The 21,452-nt window shown below is 52.5% G+C and carries 22 protein-coding genes, 1 tRNA gene and 1 other annotated feature; of the genes, 12 read left to right on the top strand and 11 right to left on the bottom strand.

Annotated features, from left to right (window positions below; translation table 11 throughout):
• Positions 1-8 precede the first annotated feature (8 nt).
• From thiI to ACJA3I_RS10420, 11 genes are all read left to right on the top strand, one after another.
• Positions 9-1,199 (top strand): tRNA uracil 4-sulfurtransferase ThiI, encoded by a 1,191-nt coding sequence (gene thiI / locus ACJA3I_RS10470; protein WP_458862541.1) that lies wholly within the window; start codon positions 9-11, stop codon positions 1,197-1,199.
• Positions 1,200-1,218: 19 nt separating this feature from the next.
• A complete protein-coding gene (locus ACJA3I_RS10465) occupies positions 1,219-2,457 on the top strand; it encodes a competence/damage-inducible protein A (protein WP_458862540.1) in 1,239 nt (412 codons plus the stop codon).
• A 16-nt stretch (positions 2,458-2,473) separates the two neighbouring features.
• Positions 2,474-3,013 (top strand): NUDIX hydrolase, encoded by a 540-nt coding sequence (locus ACJA3I_RS10460; RefSeq protein WP_458862539.1) that lies wholly within the window; start codon positions 2,474-2,476, stop codon positions 3,011-3,013.
• On the top strand, positions 3,003-3,518 hold the full coding sequence (locus ACJA3I_RS10455; protein ID WP_458862538.1) for an NUDIX hydrolase: 516 nt from the start codon (positions 3,003-3,005) through the stop codon (positions 3,516-3,518). The genes ACJA3I_RS10460 and ACJA3I_RS10455 overlap by 11 nt, the downstream gene beginning before the upstream one ends.
• Positions 3,519-3,557: 39 nt before the next feature.
• A complete protein-coding gene (locus tag ACJA3I_RS10450) occupies positions 3,558-4,253 on the top strand; it encodes a response regulator (RefSeq protein WP_458862537.1) in 696 nt (231 codons plus the stop codon).
• Positions 4,254-4,265: 12 nt separating this feature from the next.
• Positions 4,266-6,032: an ATP-binding protein gene (locus ACJA3I_RS10445; protein WP_458862536.1), complete on the top strand. Its 1,767-nt coding sequence runs from the start codon at positions 4,266-4,268 to the stop codon at positions 6,030-6,032.
• A complete protein-coding gene (locus ACJA3I_RS10440) occupies positions 6,029-7,318 on the top strand; it encodes a hypothetical protein (protein ID WP_458862535.1) in 1,290 nt (429 codons plus the stop codon). Before ACJA3I_RS10445 ends, ACJA3I_RS10440 begins: the two co-directional genes overlap by 4 nt.
• A gap of 1 nt (position 7,319) precedes the next feature.
• Positions 7,320-8,114 (top strand): two-component system regulatory protein YycI, encoded by a 795-nt coding sequence (locus ACJA3I_RS10435; protein ID WP_458862534.1) that lies wholly within the window; start codon positions 7,320-7,322, stop codon positions 8,112-8,114.
• Between the two features lie 427 nt (positions 8,115-8,541).
• On the top strand, positions 8,542-9,837 hold the full coding sequence (locus tag ACJA3I_RS10430) for a UDP-N-acetylglucosamine 1-carboxyvinyltransferase (RefSeq protein ID WP_458862533.1): 1,296 nt from the start codon (positions 8,542-8,544) through the stop codon (positions 9,835-9,837).
• Positions 9,838-9,905: 68 nt separating this feature from the next.
• Positions 9,906-10,682, top strand: a complete 777-nt coding sequence (locus ACJA3I_RS10425) for an MBL fold metallo-hydrolase (RefSeq protein WP_458862532.1) — start codon at positions 9,906-9,908, stop codon at positions 10,680-10,682.
• A 12-nt stretch (positions 10,683-10,694) separates the two neighbouring features.
• The gene (locus tag ACJA3I_RS10420; protein ID WP_458862531.1) at positions 10,695-11,150 is read left to right on the top strand and encodes a 23S rRNA (pseudouridine(1915)-N(3))-methyltransferase RlmH; all 456 of its coding nucleotides are present in this window, start codon (positions 10,695-10,697) and stop codon (positions 11,148-11,150) included.
• Positions 11,151-11,340: 190 nt separating this feature from the next.
• On the opposite strand, the gene ACJA3I_RS10415 is transcribed toward ACJA3I_RS10420, so the two are convergent.
• From ACJA3I_RS10415 to ACJA3I_RS10405, 3 genes are all read right to left on the bottom strand, one after another.
• On the bottom strand, positions 11,341-12,342 hold the full coding sequence (locus ACJA3I_RS10415; RefSeq protein WP_458862530.1) for an NADH:flavin oxidoreductase: 1,002 nt from the start codon (positions 12,340-12,342) through the stop codon (positions 11,341-11,343).
• A gap of 118 nt (positions 12,343-12,460) precedes the next feature.
• Complete coding sequence (locus ACJA3I_RS10410; RefSeq protein WP_458862529.1) at positions 12,461-13,711, bottom strand: M20 family metallo-hydrolase; 1,251 nt, start codon at positions 13,709-13,711, stop codon at positions 12,461-12,463.
• Positions 13,695-14,768: an AI-2E family transporter gene (locus ACJA3I_RS10405; protein WP_458862528.1), complete on the bottom strand. Its 1,074-nt coding sequence runs from the start codon at positions 14,766-14,768 to the stop codon at positions 13,695-13,697. Before ACJA3I_RS10405 ends, ACJA3I_RS10410 begins: the two co-directional genes overlap by 17 nt.
• A 229-nt stretch (positions 14,769-14,997) precedes the next feature.
• Between ACJA3I_RS10405 and ACJA3I_RS10400 the strand changes: the two genes are divergently transcribed.
• Positions 14,998-15,074, top strand: a tRNA-Arg gene (locus ACJA3I_RS10400).
• Between the two features lie 118 nt (positions 15,075-15,192).
• Here ACJA3I_RS10400 and ACJA3I_RS10395 read toward each other — a convergent pair.
• The 8 genes from ACJA3I_RS10395 to rplA form a co-directional block, all read right to left on the bottom strand.
• Positions 15,193-15,873 (bottom strand): TIGR00266 family protein, encoded by a 681-nt coding sequence (locus ACJA3I_RS10395; protein ID WP_458862527.1) that lies wholly within the window; start codon positions 15,871-15,873, stop codon positions 15,193-15,195.
• Positions 15,874-16,156: 283 nt separating this feature from the next.
• The gene (locus ACJA3I_RS10390; RefSeq protein WP_458862526.1) at positions 16,157-17,524 is read right to left on the bottom strand and encodes an alanine/glycine:cation symporter family protein; all 1,368 of its coding nucleotides are present in this window, start codon (positions 17,522-17,524) and stop codon (positions 16,157-16,159) included.
• A gap of 250 nt (positions 17,525-17,774) precedes the next feature.
• On the bottom strand, positions 17,775-18,371 hold the full coding sequence (locus ACJA3I_RS10385) for an MBL fold metallo-hydrolase (protein WP_458862525.1): 597 nt from the start codon (positions 18,369-18,371) through the stop codon (positions 17,775-17,777).
• 428 nt (positions 18,372-18,799) lie between these two features.
• Complete coding sequence (locus ACJA3I_RS10380; RefSeq protein WP_458862524.1) at positions 18,800-18,982, bottom strand: hypothetical protein; 183 nt, start codon at positions 18,980-18,982, stop codon at positions 18,800-18,802.
• Positions 18,983-19,129: 147 nt separating this feature from the next.
• Positions 19,130-19,423, bottom strand: coding sequence for an MGMT family protein (locus ACJA3I_RS10375; protein ID WP_458862523.1), 294 nt, complete (start codon positions 19,421-19,423; stop codon positions 19,130-19,132).
• A gap of 73 nt (positions 19,424-19,496) precedes the next feature.
• The gene (rplL, locus tag ACJA3I_RS10370; protein WP_458862522.1) at positions 19,497-19,874 is read right to left on the bottom strand and encodes a 50S ribosomal protein L7/L12; all 378 of its coding nucleotides are present in this window, start codon (positions 19,872-19,874) and stop codon (positions 19,497-19,499) included.
• A 59-nt stretch (positions 19,875-19,933) separates the two neighbouring features.
• A complete protein-coding gene (rplJ, locus tag ACJA3I_RS10365; RefSeq protein ID WP_458862521.1) occupies positions 19,934-20,470 on the bottom strand; it encodes a 50S ribosomal protein L10 in 537 nt (178 codons plus the stop codon).
• Between the two features lie 13 nt (positions 20,471-20,483).
• Positions 20,484-20,622 (bottom strand) — a sequence feature (ribosomal protein L10 leader region).
• Between the two features lie 88 nt (positions 20,623-20,710).
• Positions 20,711-21,406, bottom strand: a complete 696-nt coding sequence (gene rplA, locus ACJA3I_RS10360) for a 50S ribosomal protein L1 (protein WP_458862520.1) — start codon at positions 21,404-21,406, stop codon at positions 20,711-20,713.
• Positions 21,407-21,452: the final 46 nt, after the last annotated feature.

Genomic DNA, 21,452 nt, shown 5'->3' with positions numbered 1-21,452 from the left:
GAGTTACTATGAGTGAGAATGAAGTGCTGCTGCTGAAATGCGGTGAGCTGGTGTTAAAAGGGCTCAACCGCGGCAAATTTGAAGATCGGCTGATCTCCATTGTGCGCCGCCGCCTGAAACCGGTGGGAAAATTCAGCGTATATGCCATTCAGTCAACGGTTTATGTGGAACCCGAAGAAGAAGGCGCCGATATGGATCAGGCGCTGGTTGTCTGCCGCCGCATTTTCGGCATCGTCACCATTTGCCGCGCCCGTTCCTGCGAAAAAGAGATCGGCGCCATCAAGGCGGCCGCGGTGGAATATTTGAAAGACACCATGGAAAAAACCGTGACTTTTCACGCGGCGGCCAAGCGCTCAGATAAAAAATTCCCGATGAAATCGCCCGAGATCGCCATGGAAGTGGGCGGCGCGCTGATCGAAGCCTATCCGCATCTGAAAGTTTCCATGGGCGATGATTGCCAGACCGTGGTGCATATCGAGGTGCGCGACCAGAAGGCGTTTGTTTATGCCGGGCGCATCCACGGCGCGGGCGGCATGCCCACCGGCAGCAACGGCAGAGCCATGCTGCTGCTTTCGGGCGGCATCGACAGCCCCGTGGCCGGTTATATGATGGCCAAGCGCGGGCTGGCGCTGGAAGCGGTGCATTTCTTCAGCTATCCCTATACTTCCGAAGAAGCCAAGCAGAAGACCCTGGCCCTTGCGGGGCTTGTGGCGCGTTACAGCGGCTCCATGTGTGTGCATATCGTGCCCTTCACCAAAATCCAGGATGAGATCCGCAAAAACTGCATGGAAGATTATTTCACCATTATCATGCGCCGCTTTATGATGCGTATTTCCGAAAAACTGGCCCAGCGCAGCGGCTGCGGCGGCCTGATCACGGGCGAAAGCCTGGGGCAGGTGGCAAGCCAGACCATGGAAGCCATGCAGGTGACCAACGCGGTTTGCAGCCTGCCTGTTTTCCGCCCTGTGGTGGGCATGGATAAAGAAGAGATCGTTGAAATTTCGCGCAGGATCGATACCTTTGAAACCTCGATCCTGCCTTATGAAGATTGCTGCACGGTGTTCACCCCGCGCCATCCCCAGACAAAACCCCGGCTTGAAAAGGTTTTGCAGCAGGAAGAGAACCTGCCCATCGAAGAACTGGTGGAAGAAGCCGTAATCGGCACACAGCGCGTGATGGTGGAACCCGCGCGCGGATAAGCGAAAGAGGGTAAAAACAATGAATTGTGAACTGATCGCCGTGGGAACAGAGCTGCTTTTGGGCGAGATCGCCAACACCGACGCCCAGATGATCTCACAGGGCCTCACCGAGCTGGGCATCAATGTGTTCCATCACACGGTGGTGGGCGATAACCCCCAGCGGCTGAAACAGGTCATCGAGATCGCCAAAGGCCGCGCCGATATCATCATCACCACCGGGGGCCTTGGGCCCACAGCCGATGACCTGACCAAAGAGACCATCGCGGCGGCTTTCGGCAAAAAACTTGTTTTGGACGAAGGATCGATGCAGCGGCTGCGCCGACATTTTGAAGGCCGCGAAATGACCCGCAACAATGAAAAGCAGGCATGGCTGCCCGAAGGCTGCACTGTGCTTGAAAACGATTGGGGAACAGCGCCCGGCTGCGCTTTTGAAGCAGAGGGCTGCCATGTGCTGATGCTGCCCGGGCCGCCGCGCGAATGCGAACCGGTGTTTCGCATGAGGGCCATGCCCTATCTGCAAAAGCTGCGGGGCGGCGTTATCGCTTCCCGCTATCTGCGCATTTTCGGCATGGGCGAATCGGCCATGGAAGACCGACTGAGCCACCAGATGAACACTTGGAAAAACCCCACCGCCGCGCCCTATGCCAAAGAGGGCGAATGCCTTGTGCGCGTAACGGCGATGGCCGAAACGAAAGAAGAAGCGCTGGCCATGACACAGCCCGCCGTGGAAGAACTTTGCGGCATTCTGGGCGATGTGGTATATGGCGTGGATGTGGACAGCCTGGAACAGGTGATCGTTGAAAAGCTGATCGAAGCGAAGCTGACTTTGGCCACCGCCGAAAGCTGCACAGGCGGCCTGATCGGCAAGCGCATCACCGATATCGCGGGCAGCTCGGCCTGCTATCTGGGCGGTGTGATCTCTTATGCCAATGAAGTGAAAATGGGTCTGCTGGGCGTAAAACGAGAAACACTGGAAACGGTGGGCGCGGTTTCGGAAGAGACGGCCATGCAGATGGCCGAAGGCGTGCGCCGCGCCACGGGGGCCGATATCGGCGTTTCCACCACAGGGGTGGCGGGGCCGGGCGGCGGCACGGATGAAAAGCCCGTGGGGCTTGTTTATATCGGCCTGAGCACGAAACAGGGCACAAAGGCGATCCGCGTGGTGAGCATGGGCAAAAGCCGCGAGCGCGTGCGCCGCTATGCTTCTTCGATGGCGCTGGATCTGATCCGCCGCGAAGTGCTGGGCACCAACCACTGAGAAAGAAGGAAAAAGCATGGGGCATTTTGAAAAACGGATCGAGGGCGAAACGGTGTGGGAAAGCCCGGAATTTTCTTTAAGGCATGACCGCGCGCTTTTGGAAGACGGGCGCATCGCGCGGCGCGAAGTGATCGATTGCCCCGATTTTGTGATGCTTTTGCTGAAAACCGCCCGGGGCGAGATCTGCCTTGGGGAACAATATGAAGCTTCGGTGGGCGCAGGGCTGCTTATGGCGCCCTGTGCGCCGGTGGAAAAAGGGGAAGAACCGGGGGAAACGGCCGCGCGCCTGCTGGAAGCAAGCGGTGCGGCCGGCGGAGCGCTGCGCTTTTTGGGGCAGGGCTATCCCACCCCCGGCATCCTCAGCGAATGCTGCCATTATTACAGCGCCGAGATTCCCGCAGAAAAAGCCCCGCCCCGGCTGACGGCGGTGAAGTGGGCCTGCCTGAAAAAAGAGCTCTGCGGCGAAGCGGCGATAGAAGGGCGAACACTGCAGCTGCTGGCGCTGGCGAGCGCCTGCGGCTTGCTGAAAGAAGGGGAAAGCGATCATGCAAAATGAGGTTTCTCAGGAAGAAGTGATCTTCCGCGGTCTGCTGGTGGAGATCTGCCGGCGGAACGGCCAAAGCGAAAAGCCTTATTGCCGCCATCGCGGCGCGGTGGCTGTGCTGGCCAGGCAAAAGGATGAGATCCTGCTGGTTTCGCAATATCGCTATGCCATCGGCCGCGAGCTGCTGGAACTTCCCGCGGGGAAACTGGATCGCGGCGAAGAACCGCCCATCGAAGCGGCAAAGCGCGAACTGAGAGAAGAGACCGGCATGGAAGCGGGCAGGATTTTGCCCCTGGGCAAGATCTATTCGGCTTCGCATGTGATTTCCGAAACGCTTTACCTTTATTATGCCGATGACCTTTCTTTCGTGGGCGAAGCTTTGGATGACGGCGAGTTCCTCAGCGTCAGGCGCATTCCCTGCGAGACCCTGGCGCGGCAGATCGCCGGTGGGGAAATCCGGGATGAAAAAACGGTCTGCGCGGTGGAACTGGCCAAACTGAAGGGATATTGGGAATAGGTTCCTCAAAAAACAGAGCATGGAGGCGGAAAAGCGGATATGGCCAAGATTTTGATTATAGAAGATGAAAAAGCCATTGTGGATATCATTGCGTTCAATTTGCGCCGCGAAGGGTATGAGGTGGCGGAAGCCTATGAGGGCAACGAGGGGCTGAGACTGGCGCTGGATCCGCAGGTGGATCTGGTGCTGCTGGATGTGATGCTGCCGGGAATGGATGGTTTTGAGATCCTCAGCAGAGTGAGGGCAAAAAGCACCGTTCCCGTGATCATGGTCACGGCCCGCGAAGAAGAAGAGGATAAGATATTGGGCCTTGAAAGCGGCGCCGACGATTATATCACCAAGCCGTTTTCCGTCAAAGAGCTTTCGGCGCGGGTAAAAGCCAACATCCGCCGCCACAAAGCCGAAAAGGTTGAAGAACCGGCGGCAAACAAAGATCAGAAAAGCTATGGCCCGTTCACGGTGGATCTGGGGATGCACACAGCCGCCAAAAACGGCGCGCCGCTGGAACTTTCCCAGCGTGAATTTGAGATGCTCTGCTATTTCATTTCTGCGCCCGAACGCGTGGTTTCCCGCGAGGAACTGATGGAAAAAGTATGGGGATTCGAATATTACGGCGATCTTCGCGCTGTGGATGTGGCCATTCGCCGCCTGCGCGAGAAACTGGAAGATCAGCCGGCCGACCCGCGTTATTTGATCACTCGCCGCGGTGCGGGCTATTATTTCACCAAAGAATAGGCGGAAAACGGTATGATCAAAAGCCTGCAGACAAAATTAGTGCTGATCCTGGTTCTGCTGATCGTTTCGGTGATGGCGGTGGTGGGCGCGTTTCTCATCAATTCCGTGACAGCCTATAATATCAGCGAATTCCAGACCCAGATGACAAGGGTCTTCACCACTGAATTTTTATCAAATCTGGAAAGCAACGCCGAAAAGAACCAATCGGCCACTTCATTGAAAGAAATGTTGATGGCCTATTCGGGCACTTTGGGGCTGGATGAATATCGCAACCTTTACATTTTAGATGGGAAGACCGGCGCTTATCTGGCGGGTTCTAACGATACACAGGGGCAGGATCAGGAACTGACCCCCAATATGATCAAGGCCATGAGCGGCAAAGTGGGCCAGAAGGTCACCGGCTTTTCTTCTTATTTCGATGTGGCCATTCCTGTGCGCGCGGGCGAGCAGAGCTATGTGGTCACCGTGGTGGATACCAAGCAGGAACTCAATGAACTGACCTGGAACCTGTTCACGATTTTGGTGAGAGCCATGATGTTTGGGCTGGCCGTGGCGGTGATGCTCAGCTTTATTCTGGCAAAAACCATCACCAACCCTGTGCAGAACTTGACGAAAATGGCGCGCAGCATCGCAGACGGCGATTTTTCCCAGCGGCCCCAGGCCGGTTCTGAAGATGAGATCGGCATTTTGACGAAAACATTTGCCGATATGGCCCAAGTGCTTGAAAAAACGCTGGCCGAAGTCAACGGCGAACGGAATAAACTGAACACCCTGTTCACCCATATGGCAGATGGCGTGGCCGCTTTCGATAAGACCGGCGCGCTGCTGCAGATCAACCCCGCCGCCATGAAGATGCTGGGCATTGCTTTCGACCCGAAGCTCACCTATGGGAAAATCTTTCCCAATCTGGATATCAACGAAAGCGATCTGGGGGAAGACGGCAAATATATCGAAGTGGATTACGCCGCCAACAGAAGAATTTTAAAAATCTTCCTGGCGATGTTCGGCACGGCGCAGGATGAATACAGCGGCATTATGGCGGTTTTGCATGATGTGACGGAGCAGGCAAAGCTGGATTCTTCGCGCCGCGAGTTTGTGGCCAATGTATCGCATGAACTGCGCACACCGCTGACCAATGTGAAGGGTTATACCGAAACGCTGCTGGATGCCGGCGACGAGATCGACGCTGAAACACGAACGGGGTTCTTAAAGGTGGTCTATAACGAAGCAGACCGCATGACCCATATCGTGAAAGATCTGCTGACGCTTTCTCAGCTGGATTATGGGCGCATGGAACTTAAAATGGAAGAATTGCCGCTTTCGATGCTGGTTTCCAATGTGGTGAACGCCATGATGATCGAAGCGAAAAAGCAAAAAATCGAATTGACGGCGGATCTTTCGCAGAAAACCGATTGCGTGATGGGCGACCGCGCCAAGTTAGAGCAGGTGCTGGTGAATATCGTGGCCAACGCCGTGAAATATAACAAAGTGGGCGGAACGGTTCATGTGAGCCTGCGTCAGGAAGGCAAAAAGGTTCTGGTTGAAGTGAAAGACACCGGCATGGGCATCCCCGAAGAGGATGTGCCGCGGTTGTTTGAGCGTTTTTATCGCGTGGATAAAGCAAGATCGCGTGAAAAAGGCGGAACAGGGCTGGGGCTGGCCATTGCCAAAGAGATCATTGAATATCACCATGGTTCCATTCAGGTGGAAAGCGTTTTTGAAAAGGGCACGACCATGACCATTTGTCTTCCCGCCGCCGAACATGAGGAACAGGCATGAAAGAGAAACTGAAAAACGCGCTGATCGTGGGCAATCTTTTGCTGCTGGGGGTTTTGTTCTTTTTGAACCTGGCCATCAACTTGCAGCTTTCGCCTTCGATGGGCCCGCTTTATCGCCTGACCCAGCGGATGCGCGGGCAAAGCGTTCAGGAAACCGTGGCTTCCGCCACGGGCGGGCCGGTGGCCCTGCCCTATCGCATGGCGGCCGTGAAAGACGGCGAGGTATGCGGGCTGCAGGAGCAGGAGGATATTACGCTGCTTTATGACAAGGTGCGCCCGCTGCTGATCGAAGCGGTGGGTTCTGCCGAACAGCCCGAGAAGATTTCGGCCGAAAGGTATCTTGCGCTGGCCACCAAAGGGAAAGCGCTGCGCCTGGAATATGACGGCGAAATTCCGCTTTATCTTTTCCGCGTGTGGGCAAACGCTTCACCCGAAGGGTTCAACACTGCTTTTTCAAATCTCTCGATCTGCGAAGACGACAACCGCATCTGGCTGGTGTTTCAGCAGGCGGGGCAGGCGGCCTATTACCGCTGCGCAACGGAAGCCGGCACAGATCTGCTTTTTGAAATTTTGCGGGCCTATTCGCCCAACGATGTTTATTTTGCCGGTAAAGATCAGGCATTTTCCATGCTTAGCGCGGATGAACTGATTTTCCCCGGGGTCTATCAGCTCAACAGCTATCAGTTTTCGGCCCCCGAAGCCATCGATGAAAAAAACGCGGGCGCCGTTTTAGAAGCGTTTGAAATGAACCGCTATCAGGCTTCGCCCTATCAAGAGGCCGATGGCGCCGCGGTTTATGTGCAGGGGGGCGCGGTGCTCCGCTTTGAAAAAGAAGGCCGTGTGGTTTTCACCCAGCAAAACGGGGAAGGCGGCGCGGAAGAAACAAAACCCAAAGAAACCGTTTCGGTGCTCGAGCAGATCGGGCGCATCATATCCGCCGTTGCCGAAGCCACGGATTGCGTTGGCGATGTTTCTTTGAAAAAAATCATCCATACCCAAGAGGGTTCCGACACGCTTTATCTGGAATATCGCATTGCCGGCCGGCCTTTGGGCGAAGAAAAGCAGGATTGGGTGCGGGCGGATATAAAAGGCGGAAAACTGATTTTTCTTGAATTTCAGTTGAAAAAGATCAGTCTGGCCGAAAAAACGGCTGTGCTGCCTTATCAGCAGGCCGCGGCGGCGGTGAAGCCAAACGCCGAAAATCTGCGCTTTACGATTCGCTATCACGCGGCGGAAGACAAACTGATCCCTTACCTCAGCTATGCCACTTCGGCGGGAGAACGCTAAGATGGAATGGAAAAAAGTCAAAACGATCCTTATTTGCGTGCTGGTGCTCACCAATCTGTTTTTAGCGGGCAATCTGATCTGGCAGATCGAAAAGAGCCGGGTCACTCGCGCGGAAGCCATGGAAAATGTGCTGGCGCTTTTGCATCAATCGGGCGGAGAGTTTGAAGATTCCCTTTTGAAAGAGTGTGAATTTCAGCCGGTGATTTTGCAGCTGAAGCGGCCCGAAGAAGCTGAAAAAAAGCTGGCCGAAGCCTTGACGGGCCAGAAGGCCGTTTTCGGGGGCGGCGGCATCATCCGCTGCAAAGGCGAAAACGGCGAAGCGGTTTTTCGCAGCGGCGGCCTTTTAGAGATCCGCCTGAAACAGCAGACGGATGCAGCCGACTATCGGGAACTTTTGCAGAAAGCCGGGTTTTCGATGCGGGGCGCAGAGCGCGTTGCCAATCAGGATGAAACCCGGTTCACACAGCTGATCGGCGGGCGGCGGGTGGAAAACGCGCAGCTGCTCTGCAAAACGGCAGATGAAGAAGTGCGCATCAACGGAAGATGGCTTCAGGAAACCACGCAGGTGGTAACGGGCAGCTGCCAGAAAAATTATGAAACGGCGCTGGCGCTTTTGAACTGGTATCGCCAGGAAATGCCGACGGGGGAACTGAACACTGTGGATGAAGTTTATTTCGCGGAAACGCCCGAAGACGGCGTTGTGATGCTGACCCCTGCCTGGCGGGTGCGCTGGGGCGAGACACTGGTCTATTTAAGCTGCCAGACCGGAAAAGTGATGAATTACACAAAAGAATAGTCTTTTTCTGTAAGAATTGAATAAGAGCGGGCCGACGCTATGGTAAAATCTTATCGGATAAATGAAACAAAACTGTTTTTAATTTCATTGACAATGTGATATAATAATTCCATAGTAAAAATTATGCTCGATTTTATGGCCCGCCGCTGGCGCAGGCCATTTGATATGGTTTATGGCAGAACCGTTTTTCAAGCGGTTCACGGCGTCGAATGCAAAACAAAAATGTGCTGAAAACAGCGCGAAAAAATGGGCGGCGCCGAAAAAAGCAAAATTTCAGACAGCGCAGTGACAAAAATTAATGGTTTCTGCAATGTTTTCCTAAATATTTTTGGGCAAACCGAAAATAATAGAAGAAGGCGGAGGCCAAGGGAAGGGCAGCCGCCGGTTAAAAATTGGATAAGTAATGATGCCGGGGAGATTGAGAAAAGTGGATAAATTAGTGATTCATGGGGGCAAACCCCTATTTGGCGAGCTTACAGTCGGCGGCGCAAAAAATGCAGCGGTAGCGATCATTCCTGCAACGATTTTAGTCAATGGCGTGTGTCGGCTTGAGAATCTTCCGCAGGTGAGCGATGTGCTCATCCAGCTGGAGATCCTTCAGCAGATGGGCGCGAACCTGCGCCGCATCAATCTTTCCACTGTTGAGGTGGATTGCCGCGGAATGCAGAACATCAAAACACCGGAAGAGCTGATGCGCAAGCTCAGAGCTTCTTATTATTTGATCGGCACCCTGCTCAGCCGTTATCACAGCGCGCAGGTGGCAATGCCGGGCGGCTGCAATTTCGGCGGCGTTCGCCCGATCGATCAGCATGTGAAGGGCTTTGAAGCGCTTGGCGCTTCGGTAGATATCAAAAACGGCTTTATTTATGCCAACGCGCCCCATGGGCTGCATGGCACAAGCGTTTATCTGGATGTGGTATCTGTCGGTGCAACGATGAATATCATGCTGGCGGCAACTTTGGCCGAAGGACAAACCGTTATTGAAAACGCGGCAAAAGAACCGCATATCGTTGACCTGGCAAACTTTTTGAACTCGATGGGCGCGGATATCATGGGCGCAGGCACCGATGTGATCAAAATTCGCGGCGTGAAAGAGCTTCACGGCGGTTCCTATTCCATTATTCCCGATCAAATCGAAGCGGGCACTTATATGGCCGCGGCCACAGCCGCGGGCGGCAGTGTGCTTATCAAGAATGTCATTCCGAAACATCTGGAATGCATCACGGCCAAACTCAGCGAGATGGGCGCGGAAATCGAAGAATGCGATGATTCCATCCGCGTCAGCCGCATGGGAAAACTGACCAAAACCAATATCAAAACATTGCCCTATCCGGGCTTCCCCACAGATATGCAGCCCCAGCTGGCCACCGCCCTTTGCCTGGCGGAAGGCACCAGCATCATTACGGAAGGCGTGTGGGATAACCGTTACCGCTATGTGGAAGAGCTGCGCCGCATGGGCGCTAAAATTCAGGTAGACGGCAAGATCGCCATTATCGAAGGCGTAAAAGAATTGAGCGGCGCCAAGGTGCGCGCTTGTGATCTTCGCGCCGGCGCGGCAATGGTGATCGCGGGTCTTGTGGCCAACGGCGATACCGAAATTGAAGAAATTTCCTACATCGAGCGCGGCTATGAAGATCTTGTTGGCAAATTAACGCGTATCGGCGCCGATATCCGGCGCATCACTGTGCCCGACATTGAAGAAATTCCGATGGCACGCGGTTAAGAAATGAAAAAAAGCAGGCTTCCGCCTCTTGCCGGGCGGCAGGTCTGCTTTTTCAAATAGGGGATACTATGACACAATTTATCAGTTTTGCCAGCTCTTCTTCGGGCAACTGCGGTCTATATGACGCCGGTGCACGAAAGATCCTGATCGATGCGGGCACCAACACCAAATATATCAAAAACTCTCTGGCGCAGATCGGCCTTTGCCTGGGCGATATCACCGATATTTTGATCACCCATACCCATCGCGATCATATCAGCGCGCTGCCGGTGCTCACCAAACAATGCAAAGCGCGCATTCTTTGCAGCGAGGGTTCTTATGGCGCGCTGCTGCCCGAATGCAACCATGAAAACATAGAAACTTTTCAAACCGGCGTTCCGTTTTGTCTCGAAGATTTGCAGATCACGGCCTTTGACACCCCGCATGATTGCAAAGGCAGCTGTGGCTTCGTGTTTGAAAACGGTAACGGCAAATTTACATATTGCACCGATCTGGGCAAAATAACGCCCGAAATTTATGAAAAACTCAAGGGTTCCCACACGGTTTTTCTCGAATCCAACCACGATGTGTATATGCTCAAAAACGGCGAATATCCCTACTATCTGAAACAGCGCATCTTATCCGATCAGGGGCATATCTCAAACGATACGGCGGCCCATACGGTGACACTGCTGGCCGAAGAAGGGCTGCAGCGGGCGATCCTCGCCCATTTGAGCGAACATAACAACACCGTTCGCTGCGCGCTGCGTGAAACGGAAGAAGCGCTGAAACAAATCGGTGCGGCAGGCCGGGTGATCGTTACCGCGGCGCCCCATAAGCAGACGGCTTCGCCCGTTTTGCTGTAAAGGAGCGATGCTATGGTTACCATCCGTGTGATTTGCGTGGGCAAATTGAAGGAAGCCTTTTATGAAAAAGCCTGTGCCGAATATTGCAAGCGGCTGCAAGCCTTTGCAAAGCTTGAGATCATCGAGCTCCCCGAAGACACCAAAGAAGGGAATCTGGCCCGTGAAGCCGTTAAAATTCGCGCGGCCATCCCCGGCGGAAGCTTTGTGATCGCGCTTTGCATCGAGGGAAAACTGTTGAGCAGCGTGGAACTGAGCGAAAAAATCGCGGCGGTGAAAAACAGCGGCATCTCGAAAATCTGTTTTCTCATCGGTTCTTCCGAAGGAATGGAAGAACAGCTCAAACAGCAGGCAGATCTGCGCCTTTCCATGTCGCCGATGACTTTTCCCCACCATCTGGCGAGGGTCATGCTTCTGGAACAGATCTATCGCGCGCTGTCGATCGAAGCCGGAACAAAATATCACAAATAATGTGCCTCACTGAGGCGGCGCTTCAAACACAGCTCAATATGGGCTATGAAAAAAGATATGGAGATCTTCGTTTTCAGAAGTTTTCCATATCTTTTTTACTTTTTATATGTGTTGCTTAAAAGACGCCGCTGCAAGGACCGGGCGCATCCACGGCGCGGGCGGGTTGCTTTGCCGCGGCTGAAAAGCGCCGCTATTGGGCCGAGAAGGCTTTTTTGGCCCAGAGCGAATCGTTGAGCACGGCGCGCCCCACGCCGATCAGATCGGCTTTGCCGGCGGCGAGAAGATCGTTGGCCTCGGCAGCATCGGTGATGCCGCCCGTTAAGATCACAGGGGTAGAAACCTTCTGTTTGATGACTTCAGTGATCTCACTGAAATAACCCGGTTCAGAAGAAAGCGGGTTTCGCCATCCGCACATCCCGCCTGAAATATCTAAAAGATCGATGCCCGCTTTTTCAAAAGCCGCGGCCGCCCAAACACTGTCGGCGATGGTGGTGCCGCCGGGGGTATAATCACAGGCGCCAAGGCGAACAGCCAGAGGGAAGTCTTCGCCCACCGCTCTGCGCACCGCCTGAAGAATTTCTAAAATCAGCCGGGTTCTGCCTTCCGGTGTTTTGCCGCTGTAACGGTCTTCGCGGTGGTTGATGAGCGGCGAGAAAAATTGGTTGAGCAGATAGCCGTGGGCGGCATGGATCTCGACCCCATCAAACCCCGCGGCTTTGGCGCGGAGCGACGCTGCGCAGAAAGCATCGATCACTTTTTGAATGTCGTTTTCATCCATTTCTCTGGGCGGCACACCATCGTTTTTTGCCCGAAAGAAAGCGGTGGCGCTTGCGCTGAGCGGCGGATGGCCGGTGATGGCCAGAGAGGTGTTGCCGCCCGCGTGGTTGAGCTGTGCCATGACTTTGCTGCCATTTTGGTGAATCACCCGGGTCAGCCGCTTCAGTCCATCTATGGCGCTGTCTTCCGCAACGGAAAGCTGGCCCGCGGAAGCTTTGCCTTCGGGGCAGATATAGCTGTGTTCGGTGATGATGAGGCCAAAATAGCCGCCTTTTGATTTTTCGTCATAATAATCGCATAATTCTTTAGTGACCATGCCGTTTTCGCTTGATTTTGCTGTGGCCATAGGGGGCATGACCAGGCGGCTGCCAAGGTTCAGGCGGCCGGCGGCCACTGCTTCGTTCAATCTGTTCATAACCGTTCCTCCAAAAATCAATTGCAGGCCGCTTTCGCGGTGGTTCATGTGAAAAAGGTAAAACGGATTCCGTCATAGCGGAACCCGGCAGAGCGTCGATCAAAGGCGTTTGAAAAGCTTAGAGAGCATCGCAGGCATCGATTTTCAAAAGCGAGGAAAGCAGAACCTGTGTGCCTCTTGCCAGATCTTCAATGGGGGTATATTCATCGGGGCGGTGGCTGAGGCCTTTGACACTGGGAATAAAGATCATTGCGGTGGGCAGGTGGGGGCCGATGACCATGGCATCGTGGCCGGCGCCGCTGAAGAGATCCATCTGGGTGAAGCCCGCCTCTTCGGCAGAGCGGCGGATGAATTCCTGCAGCGCAGGGTGCATATCGACAGGTTCTTTGATGTAATAGCTTTTCAGCGACCATTCAGTGTGGTAAAGATGTTTGGTTTCGTTTGCAACCATTTCAATATAGGCGACCATATCCCCTAAAATGGCAAGATCGCGCGAACGGATATCCAGAGAGAAAGTGACTTCGCCAGGGATGATATTGAAGCCGCCGGGCAGCACTTTCAGTTTGCCCACGGTGGCCACGGTGCCATCGCCGCAGGCTTTGGCATAAGCATCCAGGCGCTCAATGATGGTGCAGGCCGAAACCAGCGCGTCGCTGCGCAAGGCCATGGGTGTGCTGCCCGCATGGCCCGCGCTGCCGCGGATGGTCATATCCAGCCGCTGGTTGCCCACGATGCTTTTCACCACACCGATCTGCTTTTGTTCATGCTCCAAGATGGGGCCCTGCTCGATATGAAGCTCAAGGAAGGCTTTTCTCGAGCCAAGGCGGGTGGAAATCAAATCGGCGGAATAGCCGGCGTTGGTGATGGCTTCACGCAGATTGAGGCCGTCTTCATCAAAGCAATCTTCCAGTTCTTCGCGGGAGGTCAGACCCATCATGGCGCGGCTGGAAATCAGGCCGCCCGAAAAACGCGAACCTTCTTCGCCGGTGAAAACGATCAGTTCGATGGAAGAACGGGGGCAAATGCCGTTTTCTTTCATCTGGCGCAGCGCTTCAAGGCCGCAGACAATGCCTGAAATGCCGTCATATTTGCCGCCGTTGATAACGGAATCGATATGAGAACCCGTCATGATGGCGGGAAGGGAAGGGTCAGAGCCTTCCAATCGGCCGATCAGGGTGCCCACCCCGTCATAATGGGTCTGCAAGCCGATCTCTTCCATGCGGCCGCGCAAATATTCTTTCGCGGCGTGTTCATAGGAGGTGTAGGGGAGCCGCGTAACGCCTTCGCCGGGCAGGGTATTCACAGCGATGGCGTCGATATCGGCCCGCAGCCGCTGGGCGCTTTTCTCAAAGTCAAATTGAAGATTCATCGGAAATCACTCCTTTGCTGTCGGTGGATTCTTCGGGGGTCACAACATATTGATAGATTTCTTTTAACACGATTTTGCAAAGGGCGGCAATGGGAACCGCGATCAGCATGCCGGCGGGGCCCCAGATCTGGTTCGCCGCCAAAATGGCAAACATCACGGTCACGGGATGGATGCCGCTTAAATTGCCCTGTATTTTCGGGATGACAACATTCCCCTCGATCTGCTGAACGATCAGCACAAAAAGGGCAACGATCACCGCCTTTGTGGGGCCCAACATCAGAAAAGCGAAAAAGGTTTCCACAACGCCCGCGAGGATGGAACCGAAATAGGGCACAAAATCGAGAATGAAAGAAAGGCCGGCAAAAAGCATTGCGTTAGGCAGGCCGATCATGCTCAGGCCGATATAAATCACCACCGCCATGCCAAAAGAGATCAGGCATTTCGAGCGGATGTAATCACGGGTGATGGTATCCATCGAATGGATCAGCGGGTTGATGCGCAGGCGTGCCTTCGGCGGCAGCGTATGAAGAAAAGAATCGATCATTTTTCCGCCGTCCAGCATGAAATAAACGGTCACAACCACGATCACCACGGCATCCAGCAGGCGGCCCGAAAGATTCAGCAGCCCTGCTGCAAGGCCTGTGAGGAAAGAAGCAATATAAGAATCGCTGGCGTGCATCACATTTTCAAGCGTTTCCAGCAGCGGTTGAGGCAATTTTAAAGAAGAAAGATATTGGGTGCCTTCGCGCACCAGAGAATCCAGTTTCCAGCCATACCCTTGAATGGTGCGCACCAAGCCTGTGATCTGGGTGGCCAAAGCCGGGATGGTGAACGAAAGGATCGCTGTTAACAAGGCAAAGAAAAGCAGCATCACCAGAAAAACAGCGATGCCGCGTTTCATCCTGGTGTGTTTGGTAAAGAAGCGAACCAAAGGCATCAACAGATAGGCCAGCACCAAAGCAATCAGAAACAGGCTGAGAATATCCCAAAACCGATAGACGATCAGCCCACCAAGAAGCAAAAGGATGGCAAGTAAAAAGAGTTTCGTGTTTTTCATTCCGATAAGTCGCCTTTCTTCGTTCATTCGCTTAACAAGGGCAAAGAAAAGTGGATAACAGCCGGCAAGACACTTTTATTATACCCCATGAAAAGAGAGATGGGAACACCTTATTTTGGCATAAGCCGCCGCAGGAAGAAAAAAACCGAGAAAAAATAAAAAAATGCTTGCATTTCTGCGGTGAGCGTGGTATGATAGTCAAGCAGTCAAGAAATGAACAACAAAATATGCGCCCGTAGCTCAGCTGGATAGAGTATTTGACTACGAATCAAAGGGTCACAGGTTCGAATCCTGTCGGGCGTGCCAAAAACAGCCTGCTCAACAGAGCGGGCTGCTTTTTTATCTAAAAAGCAGAAAAATATGTAAAAACTGAAAAGGAAGCCCCTGTCTGGATTTTCCAATCTTCCAAACAGGGGCTTTTGTTTTATTTTGCGGAAGGGAAGTAAGGGCGCAGCGTTCCGGCCACCGCGCTGATGGGCATGGTTTGCAAAATCACCCGCCCCGGGCCTTTCACAACGGTGTTGAAAATGCCTTCACCGCCGAATAGCATGTTTTTCACGCCGGGAACGGTGACGATCTCCATAGAACAGGAAGCGCTCATGGCGGCCAGATAGCCGGTATCCACCACGATGGATTGCCCGGCGGCCAAATCGATTTCGTGAGCATAGCCATCGATTTCGATGAACGCTGTGCCCGAACCGGAAAGCCTTTGCATGATAAACCCTTCGCCGCCGAACAGCCCTGCCCCTAATTTCTTTTGAAAATGAAGAGAAAGGGTCACGCCGGGTTCACTGGCTAAAAAGGCGCTTTTTTGAACGATCATGGGTGCATCGGGTGTGATCTGAAAAACGCGGATCGAGCCGGGGAAGCTGGAAGCAAACGCAATCTCGCCCACGCTGTTTTTTGCCGTATAACGATTCTGAAAAAAGGAATCACCGGAAAACATTCGGCCAAGGGCTTTGCCCAAACCGCCGTTGCTGGTGGTCTCCATTTCCATATTGGGGCTCATCCAACACATACTGCCGCGTTCGGTAATCATCGATTCGTTTTCATCCAGACGGCAGATCACGACCGGCAGGGGTTCGCCTTTGATCTGATATTGCATGGTCATCACTCTTTTCTATTCGTTTTTTGGAAGGATAACATAATTTCAGCGGGCTTCGTCCATGGCGCTGCACGCCTCATTGCTTCGCAATATGCTGCGTTTTAATATAGCATATTATGCTATATTTTGGCCATCGCCGTAGGCGGGCCGTTAAATAATTATAATAACCGGTACGGTTATTATAGCATTTTATGACAAAAAAAGCAAAAAAAGAACCAAACGGCATCAAAAAAACACAGGCGATCTGTTCGCCTGTGTTTTTTGATGAACGGCAAACGCCGCATTACTTATTTTTCTTTTTGAAGTTATGGTAATAATCTTTATTGATGGCGGCGATGGAACCGCTGAGGGCCAGCAGAGCCAGCAAGTTGGGAACCACCATGAAAGCGTTGAAGGTATCCGCAAGAGTCCAGACCAGATCCACACGCAGGGCGGAACCGATCACGATGAAGATACTCACAAGCAGCGCATAGGGTTTCACAGCCTTTTTGCCCCACAGATAACGAATATTGGCTTCACCGAAGAAATACCAGCCGATAATCGTAGAGAAGGCAAAGAAGAACATGCAGATGGCGATGAAGATCGAGCCAAAGCTGCCGAAAACGCTGTTGAAGCTTGCCTGTGTCAAAGCGGTGCCTGTCAGGGAACCATCGGGCAGCAAAGTGCCGGAGGTCAGAATAACCAGGGCTGTCAGCGTAAGGATGACGAAGGTATCGATAAACACGCCGATGATGGCCACAAAGCCCTGCTGAGAGGGATGATCGACTTTTGCAATGGCATGCGCATGGGGGGTAGAGCCCATGCCGGCTTCGTTGGAAAACAGACCGCGGCCAACGCCATAACGCATGGCTTTTTGAACCGTGGCGCCCAGCACACCGCCGGCAACAGCCTGAGGCGCGAATGCGCCGACAAAGATGTTGCGGAAAGCGGGCAGGATGTTGGAAGCGTTAGAGAAGATAACGATCAGGGCGCCGATGATATAGAAGGCGGCCATAACGGGAACGATCTTTTCCGTCAGTGAAACGATGCGGTGAACGCCGCCCGCAAACACGAAGAAGGAGATCAGCGCAATCACAACGCCAACGATCAGCGGGTTCACATGGAACGCTGTGGCGAAAGCATCGCCGATGGAGTTGGATTGCACCATGTTGCCCATGAAGCCCAGCGCCAGAACCAGTAAAACGGCGAAGATCGCGGCGAGAATTTTGCCGCCCTTGCCGGTGAATGCCGCGCGGATGTAATAAACAGGGCCGCCGCTTGTTTGGCCATCAACGGTCACTTTATGTTTCTGAGCCATTACGGCTTCGGCGTAGATGGTGGCCATGCCCAAAAAGGCAGAAACCCACATCCAGAAAATAGCGCCGGGGCCGCCGGCAGCGATGGCTGTGGCTGCGCCCGCCAGATTGCCTGTGCCCACCTGGGCGGCAATGGCCGCGCTCAAAGCCTGATAAGAAGAAATGCCGTTCTTCATATCCTTGTTTTTTGCAAACAAACCGCCAAAAGTGCGGCGCCAGCCTTCGCCAAATCCGCGAACCTGAATGAAGCCCAGGCGCAGTGTGAAGTAAAGGCCTGTTCCGCAGAGAACAAAGAGCAAAACATAGTTGCTCATGATGTTGTTTACTGCGCTGAAAAATCCGTTTAAAATTGCCAAGATAAATACTCCTCTCACTTTTTAAGATAGTAGCACTATTGATTATATGGATAAATATTCAACATGTCAATTGAAAAAAACGATTACGACGCTAAAAATCGAGAAAATTTTTCGTTTTTCCCCTTTGCACAAAAAATAATAAGCAAATTCGGCAAAAAGGCACAGACAAGCTTACAAAAAAGAGTAAGATACTTAACAATAAAAATGGGAATCGCTTACAGCAATTCCCATTTGAAAATTCAATGAAAGTTTATGCTAAAAGAAGCGATTGACCGCCATCGAGAAGAATCCGTCCTTCCGCGGTGAACTGCTCGGCCACCGAGCGGTCGAAGAGCATCCCTTCATGGGTATGGATCGGGATGGAATGCCGTGCCCCAATGGTTTTTGCGCAGGCAGAAGCCTCTTTGGCATCCATGTTGTATTTCCCGTCCACCGGAAGTAAAGCATAATTCAGGTGATAAGAGGGGAGATTTAGGCGCATGAAATCGGTGGTGGAAGTGTCGCCCGATGCATAGAGCGAAAGTCCGTCAAAGAAAAGAACATACCCTACGCATTCTTCTTTTGCATGATTTTTGTTATAAGCGGGCACAGAAATTACTTTTATGCCGTTAAAGGTAAAGGTGTGATACTGTTTGCCTTTCAAAGCTTCAGCCTGCGTGATGATTTCACAAGAAGGCTTTTTTGCGGGCAGATCGATGCGGTTATGGTCATAATGCTGGTGCGTTACCAAAATCAAATCGGCCGGCAGATCATATCCTTCGCCCGCAAAGGGGTCAATATAGATGACAAAATCCTCATTGGTTACGATGCGATAGCTGCCGTGACCCTGATAAAGTAAAGTTGCCATAATTCCCTCATCCTTTCTTTTTTCTTTATTGTAGGAGGAATTTTTCAAAAGAGCAAGGGAATTTTAACAGCAGGTAGCTGTGGAACAGCCGGCAAACGCGTTTTTCGCCCGTGAAGAACAAGAACAGGGTGCTCATAAAAAGAGGCGCCCCAAGAGAAAAAAGACTGAAAACAGCCGGAATAAGGCCACGGGGAGGCACATATTTTTTAGCCGAAGAAACCTGCCACCGCCTGTTTTTACTGCCCGAAATGGTAAAAAATACCCCGACCGTTTCAGCATGAGAAACTGAAAACGATCGGGGCATCCGTTCTTTCTTTTATACAGCGGTTATCGGGTCTGAGAAAATGGAGAACAGGCTTGTGTCATCGCTTATTGGATGCTTATGGGCCAAAAAGCGTGAAGTGCGTTTTGCGCGCCGAAAAATCGGCTCAATCGTGCATTAAATCGTTGATGCCGCCGATAATATGCTCCATAGCGTGCAGGCCCTGGTTGATTTTACGCTTGATATCGCGGCGCATTTTGGGGGAGATATAATTTTCGGTAATGACCGATGCCACGGCGCCCAACGCCACGCCGCTGACCATCCCGATTGCAAAAGCTGTGTTTTTCATGTTCGAAAATTCCTTTCTGCCAAAATTAAAAATTCTGCAGGGAAGAGGATCGAAAGCGTGAGATCGCGCTTTCTGATTTTATTATATGAGCAAACATGAAAAAAACACTTGGAAAACACAGTGAGTGATGATGATCAAATTTTAAAATTAAAAAAACATGGCCTGATATTTTTTAAGATCCACACAGGCATGCTTATCCACCGCGATGCCTTCGCGTTCCAGCAGGGTGCGCTGTGCCAAAAAGCCCGGGGCCAGCCGGCCGCTGCGGTTGACCACGCGGTGGCAGGGAATCGTGGGATCTTTGCAGGCATGCAGCGCATAGCCCACCTGGCGCGCGGCCCGCGGTTTGCCGCATTGAAAAGCGATCTGGCCATAGGTTGCCACTTTTCCAGAAGGGATCTGGCGCACGGCGCGATAAATTTCTTCGTAAAAAGGATTCATCGAAACTCCTTTCCGGCGCAAAACAGGGATAAAAAAAGGAACGGCAGAGCCGTTCCTTTTGATGAAAACAAACTTACTTCAGTTCAACGGAAGCGCCGGCTTCTTCCAGCTTCTTCTTCAGCTCTTCAGCTTCGTCTTTGCCGATGTTTTCTTTGATAGCCTTGGGAGCGCCGTCAACCAGTTCTTTTGCTTCTTTCAGGCCCAGGCCGGTAACTTCTTTCACGACCTTGATAACGCCCATCTTAGCGGAACCGGCAGAAGTCAGCATAACAGTGAATTCTGTCTTTTCTTCAGCAGCGGGAGCAGCAGCGCCGGCAGCAGGAGCTGCGGCAACAGCGGCAGCGGCGGAAACGCCGAATTCTTCTTCCAGAGCCTTAACCAGTTCAGACAGTTCCAGAACAGTCAGAACTTTAACTTCTTCAATAAGGTTTGCAATTTTTTCGCTTGCCATTATAGTGTACCTCCAAATTTTTCAATTCAAATAAAAATAAGTGTTGTTTGTTTCAGCGCTTAGGCTTCCACAGGAGCTTCTGCAGGGGCAGCTTCGCCTTCGCTCTGCTTGTCGGCGATCGCCTGGATCACACGGGCAAAAGCAGAAATCGGAGCAATCATTGTACCCAGAACAGTGGACAACAGGATGTCCTTCGGGGGGATTGCGGCAAGAGCTTCAACTTCAGCAACATCTACCACGCGGCCTTCAATGAAACCGGCTTTGATGTTGAAGATTTTGTCGTTCTTTTTGGCGAATTCATGGATCAGGCGAGCGGGAGCTGTTGCATCATCCATGCTCAGAGCAAGTGCTGTTGTGCCATTCAGAATGGGATCCAGAGCCTCGAAACCGATTTGATTTGCGGCAAATCGGGTAAGGGTGTTTTTCACAACAGAATACTCAACGCCGGCTTTTCTTAAATCACTGCGCAGCTTTGTATCATCTTCAACAGTGATGCCTTTGTAATCGACGAAAACGCCCGATACGGCATTTTGCATCTTTTCGGCGAGTTCAGCCACGATGGCTTGTTTCTCGCTCAGAACTTTTGCGTTAGGCACTGTTTTTCACCTCCGTTAAACAATAAGTGCCCTCATATCCAAAAGACATGAGGGCACCAAAAAGCAAATAAATGCAATTTTGATCCTCGGCAGGAAGGCAAAGCCTTTATGATGAGATCTCCTGCTGTCTTCGGAATGAGCGGCGGCTTGCCTTGGCAAACCGTTTCGCTGTTATGCATTGATACACAACAGCGGTATTATATCAACAAACAAAAAATTTGTCAATAAAATTCGCTGAAATTAGTCGGTCAATTTGCCCGGGTTGATTTTCACGCCGGGGCCCATGGTGGAAGCGACCACACAAGAGCGGATATACTGGCCTTTTGCGGCGGCGGGCTTTGCTTTCACAATAGCGCCCAACAGAGCGTTGAAGTTGTCGCTCAGCTTTTCGCTGCCGAAAGAAACCTTGCCCATGGGGCAATGGATGATGTTGGTTTTATCCAAACGATATTCGATGCGGCCGGCCTTGGAGTCATTGATCGCTTTGGTGACATCCATGGTAACTGTGCCGGCTTTGGGGTTAGGCATCAAGCCCTTGGGGCCCAAAATCTTACCCAGACGGCCCACAACGCCCATCATATCGGGGGTTGCGATCACAACATCAAAATCGAAGAAGTTTTCGCCGGTGATCTTGGCCACCATGTCTTCAGCGCCAACGAAATCAGCGCCTGCGGCTTCTGCTTCTTTTGCTTTGTCGCCCTTGGCGAACACCAGCACACGCACTTTTTTGCCTGTGCCGTGAGGCAGCACGATGGCGCCTCTGACCTGCTGGTCGGCGTGACGGGAATCGACGCCCAGTTTTACATGGACTTCAACGGTCTCGTCAAACTTTGCCTTCGCAGCCTTTGTAACGATATCGAGGGCTTCTGCGGGATCGTAGAGCTTGCTGCGATCGATCAGTTTCGCGCCCTCTTGATAATTTTTACCTCTGCGCACTTTCTAATCCTCCTAAAGTGGTATTTCGGAATAATCCTCCCACACG

This window comes from Acidaminobacterium chupaoyuni (assembly GCF_047936785.1).
Lineage (GTDB): Bacteria > Bacillota > Clostridia > Oscillospirales > Butyricicoccaceae > Acidaminobacterium > Acidaminobacterium chupaoyuni.
The sequence above is the reverse complement of the archived record's forward strand: the minus strand, read 5'-3'. Positions and strand labels throughout refer to the sequence as shown.

What these genes read in the sequence shown, in the direction of transcription:
- thiI (WP_458862541.1), top strand. Translation starts at nt 9, where the DNA reads ATGAGTGAGAATGAAGTGCTGCTGCTGAAATGCGGTGAGCTGGTGTTA.
- ACJA3I_RS10465 (WP_458862540.1), top strand. Translation starts at nt 1,219, where the DNA reads ATGAATTGTGAACTGATCGCCGTGGGAACAGAGCTGCTTTTGGGCGAG.
- ACJA3I_RS10460 (WP_458862539.1), top strand. Translation starts at nt 2,474, where the DNA reads ATGGGGCATTTTGAAAAACGGATCGAGGGCGAAACGGTGTGGGAAAGC.
- ACJA3I_RS10455 (WP_458862538.1), top strand. Translation starts at nt 3,003, where the DNA reads ATGCAAAATGAGGTTTCTCAGGAAGAAGTGATCTTCCGCGGTCTGCTG.
- ACJA3I_RS10450 (WP_458862537.1), top strand. Translation starts at nt 3,558, where the DNA reads ATGGCCAAGATTTTGATTATAGAAGATGAAAAAGCCATTGTGGATATC.
- ACJA3I_RS10445 (WP_458862536.1), top strand. Translation starts at nt 4,266, where the DNA reads ATGATCAAAAGCCTGCAGACAAAATTAGTGCTGATCCTGGTTCTGCTG.
- ACJA3I_RS10440 (WP_458862535.1), top strand. Translation starts at nt 6,029, where the DNA reads ATGAAAGAGAAACTGAAAAACGCGCTGATCGTGGGCAATCTTTTGCTG.
- ACJA3I_RS10435 (WP_458862534.1), top strand. Translation starts at nt 7,320, where the DNA reads ATGGAATGGAAAAAAGTCAAAACGATCCTTATTTGCGTGCTGGTGCTC.
- ACJA3I_RS10425 (WP_458862532.1), top strand. Translation starts at nt 9,906, where the DNA reads ATGACACAATTTATCAGTTTTGCCAGCTCTTCTTCGGGCAACTGCGGT.
- ACJA3I_RS10420 (WP_458862531.1), top strand. Translation starts at nt 10,695, where the DNA reads ATGGTTACCATCCGTGTGATTTGCGTGGGCAAATTGAAGGAAGCCTTT.
- ACJA3I_RS10415 (WP_458862530.1), bottom strand. Translation starts at nt 12,342, where the DNA reads ATGAACAGATTGAACGAAGCAGTGGCCGCCGGCCGCCTGAACCTTGGC.
- ACJA3I_RS10410 (WP_458862529.1), bottom strand. Translation starts at nt 13,711, where the DNA reads ATGAATCTTCAATTTGACTTTGAGAAAAGCGCCCAGCGGCTGCGGGCC.
- ACJA3I_RS10405 (WP_458862528.1), bottom strand. Translation starts at nt 14,768, where the DNA reads ATGAAAAACACGAAACTCTTTTTACTTGCCATCCTTTTGCTTCTTGGT.
- ACJA3I_RS10395 (WP_458862527.1), bottom strand. Translation starts at nt 15,873, where the DNA reads ATGCAATATCAGATCAAAGGCGAACCCCTGCCGGTCGTGATCTGCCGT.
- ACJA3I_RS10385 (WP_458862525.1), bottom strand. Translation starts at nt 18,371, where the DNA reads ATGGCAACTTTACTTTATCAGGGTCACGGCAGCTATCGCATCGTAACC.
- ACJA3I_RS10380 (WP_458862524.1), bottom strand. Translation starts at nt 18,982, where the DNA reads ATGAAAAACACAGCTTTTGCAATCGGGATGGTCAGCGGCGTGGCGTTG.
- ACJA3I_RS10375 (WP_458862523.1), bottom strand. Translation starts at nt 19,423, where the DNA reads ATGAATCCTTTTTACGAAGAAATTTATCGCGCCGTGCGCCAGATCCCT.
- rplL (WP_458862522.1), bottom strand. Translation starts at nt 19,874, where the DNA reads ATGGCAAGCGAAAAAATTGCAAACCTTATTGAAGAAGTTAAAGTTCTG.